The sequence below is a fragment of the Arthrobacter agilis genome (assembly GCF_002953615.1).
GTDB classification, from domain to species: Bacteria; Actinomycetota; Actinomycetes; order Actinomycetales; family Micrococcaceae; genus Arthrobacter_D; species Arthrobacter_D agilis_B.
Genome location: NZ_CP024915.1, coordinates 3246925 through 3250743, shown reverse-complemented (window position 1 = coordinate 3250743; position 3819 = coordinate 3246925). Strand labels below are relative to the sequence as shown.

Sequence of the window (3819 nt, the reverse complement as noted above, 5' to 3'; positions counted from 1 at the left end):
ACACTGCGCCGTCCGCCGTCGGCGCTGCACCCGCCGGCACGACGGGCGCCGCAGTGGCACCGGATCGGCCGGCGTCGGCGGACAACATCCGTCAGAAGCCCGTCAGTCGCTACCAGCAGCTGCTGGACGAAGCCGAGCGGAAGCGCGCCGAGGAAGCCGCCGCCACCCGGGGCGCCGCCGACCTGCGCTTCGTCGACGACGAGCCCAGTGCGGACGACGAGACCATCGAGGAATCAGGGCTCGTCGGCCGGACGGCGATCGAGCGCATCCTCAACGGACGCCTGATCGAGGAGCGCGGCGTCGACGGCCAGTAGTATCCCGCCCGAGCCGATCCGGGAACGCTGAGGGCGTAACGCGGGAACGTCCTTCCGGACGGACCGGCCCCGTGCAGGGCGGACAATGGAGGGACACCCTCCTGCCGCCCCTCCTCCGGGTCCTGCGGCGACGGGCTCCGGTGCCGGAGACACCGGCACCACCACCTGATTCAGAAGAGGAAACACCGTGTACGAAGGCGCAGTCCAGGAGCTGATCGACGAGCTCGGACGCCTGCCCGGCGTCGGCCCGAAATCGGCGCAACGTCTCGCGTTCCACATCCTGGAAGCCGACGGCGAGGACATGAAACGCCTCGTCACGGCGATCACCACGGTCAAGGAGCGGGTGAAGTTCTGCACCATCTGCGGCAACGTCGCGGAGCAGGAGAAGTGCGCCATCTGCCGCGACCCGCGCCGCGACCCGACCATGATCTGCGTCGTCGAGGAGTCGAAGGACGTGATCGCCGTCGAACGCACGCGCTCGTTCCGCGGCAGGTACCACGTCCTCGGCGGAGCCATCAACCCGATCGCCGGCGTGGGTCCCGATCAGCTGCGCATCCGCGAACTCCTCGCACGCCTCACGGACGAGCAGATCCAGGAGATCATCATCGCCACCGACCCCAATCTCGAAGGCGAGGCGACGGCGACCTACCTGGTGCGCATGCTCAAGACGATCGGGATCCCTGTGACGCGACTCGCCTCGGGCCTGCCCGTCGGCGGGGACCTCGAGTACGCCGACGAAGTGACCCTCGGCCGGGCGTTCGAGGGCCGCCGCGCCATGTCCTAGGCGATGCGCGTGCCCTGGGCGAGGCGCTTGGCGGGCATGGTCAGCCTGCGCCGCCCGATGAGGAGCAGCACCCCGGCGAGCAGGAGCTGGAGGCCGAGGCCCAGCGGCCAGATCGGCGTCTCCTGCGGAAGCGGGCGGAGCGACTCCGCCAGCTCCTCGCACGACTGCTCGACGTCGGGTCCGGCCTGCGCGGCCCGCACGCCCTGGCTGATCGTCTCCATGATGCCCGGGGTGTAGTAGGGGCCGCCCTGCGGCAGGCCGGCCGCGTCGGTCGCAGGATCGAGTTCGGGAAGGTCCTCGACGCTGTAGGGAACGGCGTCCGCAACCACCACGAAGGGGTTGGCGGCCAGCAGCCACGCGATGTACTCGGTGCGCGGGATCATGCCCTGGCTCGTCTGCGTGACGCACTCCATCTCGGCGCCCGGATCGGGAGTGCCCGTAGCGTCGAGACTGCTCTCCGGGTAGGTGTAGTAGGACGTCGTCATGGTCCGCTCCTCCATCACCAGCGTGGTGCTCAGCCCGAAGACGATCACCGTACCGATCGCGAGCAGCGCCACCAGCATGTACGTGCTGACGATCGAGAACAGCGGACGGTTCGCCAGCGCGGAGACCCCGACCCCGATCGCGCAGACGACACCCAGTTCCACGGCCAGCATCAGGAGCGAGACGATGGCCTCCTGCGCGTTCACCCCGCCGAGGGCCAGTGCCCAGAAGATGAAGGGGCAGCTCAGGACGAGGAAAGCCAGCGAACCCACCCACGACGCGAGCCATTTCCCGGTGAGCAGCTGACCCGGCGTCAGCAGGGTCACCTGCAGGATCGCCAGCGTTCCGCCGGCCCGGTCCCCGTTGACGGCGTTGGCGGACAATCCCGGGGCGATGAGCAGGCCGAACAGCAGGACGAACCCGACGACCAGGTCGAACAGGATGCCGCCCTCGTTGTCGGTGGTGCCGAGGACGCCGGTCGCCAGGACGAAGATGAAGCCGATCACCACGAACCAGATGCCGAGCATCCAGTACCAGCCCTTGCCGCGCAGGCGTTGCCGCATCTCGAGGGAGAACACGGTGCGGACGGCGGACCAGAAGGTCAGGCCGGTGGTGCTCCGGACGGGTTGCGGGGTCGATGGTTCGGTCGCTGTGCTCATCGTCTGTCCGTATCCAGGCTCATGTAGGTCTCCTCGAGCGCCCCGCCGGCGGGGGCGAAGGCGGTGACGACGACGTCGCCCAGCACCAGGGTGCGCAGCAGCCAGGATGCCTCCGCGGTGCTGCCGAGCTGGACGAGGAACTCCTCGCGCCGTGAGTCCCCGCGCGTCTCGTAGCGGACCCCGTAGCTCTGCAGGGCGGCGGCGAGCGCCGACATCGGTTCCGCCTGGACGTAGTAGCGGCGCATCTGGCTGCCGGCCTCGTCGAGCGTCTGGCTCTTGACCGACTGTCCGCGACTGACGAAGACGGCACGGTCCGCGATCTCGTCCAGCTCCGACAGCACATGGCTCGAGACGACGACGGTCTTGCCTCCGGCGGCGAGCGAGCGCAGGAGCGACCTCAGTTCCACGCGGGATCCTGGATCCAGACCGGACGCGGGCTCGTCCAGCAGCAGGACCTCCGGATCGTGGATCAGCGCACGGGCCAGGCTGAGCCGCTGTTGCTGGCCGCGGGAGAGCACGCGGGCCGGTCGGCGGCCGAACTCGGTGAGATTCACAGCGACCAGCAGTTCCTCCGCGCGACGCGAACGGTCGGCGGCACCCATGCCGTACAGGGCCCCGATCGTGGTCAGCACTTCGAGTGCCGTGAGTGACTCCCAGACGCCGAGGGTGTCCGGCATCCAGCCGACTCTGCTCCGCACCTGCGCCGGCTGCGTGACCGGATCGAATCCCGCAACCCGCACCGTCCCGCGATCCGGGGCCAGGAGGCTCGCCATCATCAGCATCAGGGTCGTCTTGCCGGAGCCGTTCGGACCGATCAGTGCGGTCACTTCCCCGGGCGGAGCCTCGAAATCGATGTCGCGGACCGCCTGCACCGAGCCGAAGCTCCGGGCGACCCCCTCGACAACGATTCCCCCACGTTCGTTGGTCATGGTCCGAGGGTATGCGACGTCCGCCCGATGGGACCCGCGACGGGCACGAATTCCTCCGCGGATCGCTGTTCTTATTCGGACCCACACTTTGAGCCGGAAACGGCCGCGCCGCTACACTTGCACGGGTGTCGGGTCATGGACGCCCGTCCTCGAGGCGCCGGTGCCGCCGCCCGTCAACAGCCGGCGCGGCAGGTCCCCCCGCCGTCGCCCTTCATCAGTGAGCGAGTGCATGAGCCTCATAGTGCAGAAATTCGGCGGGTCGTCGGTAGCCGACGCCGAGGGCATCAAACGCGTGGCGCGGCGCGTCGTCGAGACGCAGGCGGCGGGCCACCACGTGGTGGTCGTCGTGTCCGCGATGGGTGACAGCACGGACGAGTTGCTGGACCTCGCCGGCCAGGTGAGTTCCACGGCGTCGGATGCGCGCGAGATGGACATGCTCCTGAGCGCGGGCGAGCGCATCTCCATGGCACTGCTCGCGATGGCCATCCATGGCATCGGAGCGTCCGCCCAGTCCTTCACCGGCAGCCAGGCCGGCATGATCACCGACGCCATCCACGGCAAGGCCCGCATCATCGACGTCTCCCCGCACCGTATCCGGACCGCCATCGAGAAGGGTGACATCGCGATCGTTGCCGGGTTCCAGGGGATGA

3 protein-coding genes and 2 pseudogenes are annotated in these 3819 nt (G+C 69.0%); 3 read left to right on the top strand and 2 right to left on the bottom strand.

Annotated elements, in window-relative coordinates:
- Together CVO76_RS15930 and recR are read left to right on the top strand one after the other, a co-directional pair.
- A pseudogene (locus CVO76_RS15930) lies at positions 1-314 on the top strand (DNA polymerase III subunit gamma and tau); the annotation flags it as partial.
- A 187-nt stretch (positions 315-501) separates the two neighbouring features.
- Positions 502-1098 (top strand): recombination mediator RecR, encoded by a 597-nt coding sequence (gene recR / locus CVO76_RS15925; protein ID WP_133080322.1) that lies wholly within the window; start codon positions 502-504, stop codon positions 1096-1098.
- Here the strand turns inward: recR and CVO76_RS15920 are convergent.
- Together CVO76_RS15920 and CVO76_RS15915 are read right to left on the bottom strand one after the other, a co-directional pair.
- A complete protein-coding gene (locus CVO76_RS15920) occupies positions 1095-2240 on the bottom strand; it encodes an ABC transporter permease (protein ID WP_208740084.1) in 1146 nt (381 codons plus the stop codon). The genes recR and CVO76_RS15920 overlap by 4 nt on opposite strands.
- On the bottom strand, positions 2237-3169 hold the full coding sequence (locus CVO76_RS15915) for an ABC transporter ATP-binding protein (protein ID WP_133080320.1): 933 nt from the start codon (positions 3167-3169) through the stop codon (positions 2237-2239). Before CVO76_RS15915 ends, CVO76_RS15920 begins: the two co-directional genes overlap by 4 nt.
- Positions 3170-3398: 229 nt before the next feature.
- Between CVO76_RS15915 and CVO76_RS15910 the strand changes: the two are divergent.
- Positions 3399-3819, top strand: a pseudogene (locus CVO76_RS15910) (aspartate kinase); the annotation flags it as partial.

Excerpts from the sequence above, each read along its gene's own strand:
- CVO76_RS15915 (WP_133080320.1), bottom strand. The coding sequence starts at position 3,169 with ATGACCAACGAACGTGGGGGAATCGTTGTCGAGGGGGTCGCCCGGAGC.
- CVO76_RS15920 (WP_208740084.1), bottom strand. The coding sequence starts at position 2,240 with ATGAGCACAGCGACCGAACCATCGACCCCGCAACCCGTCCGGAGCACC.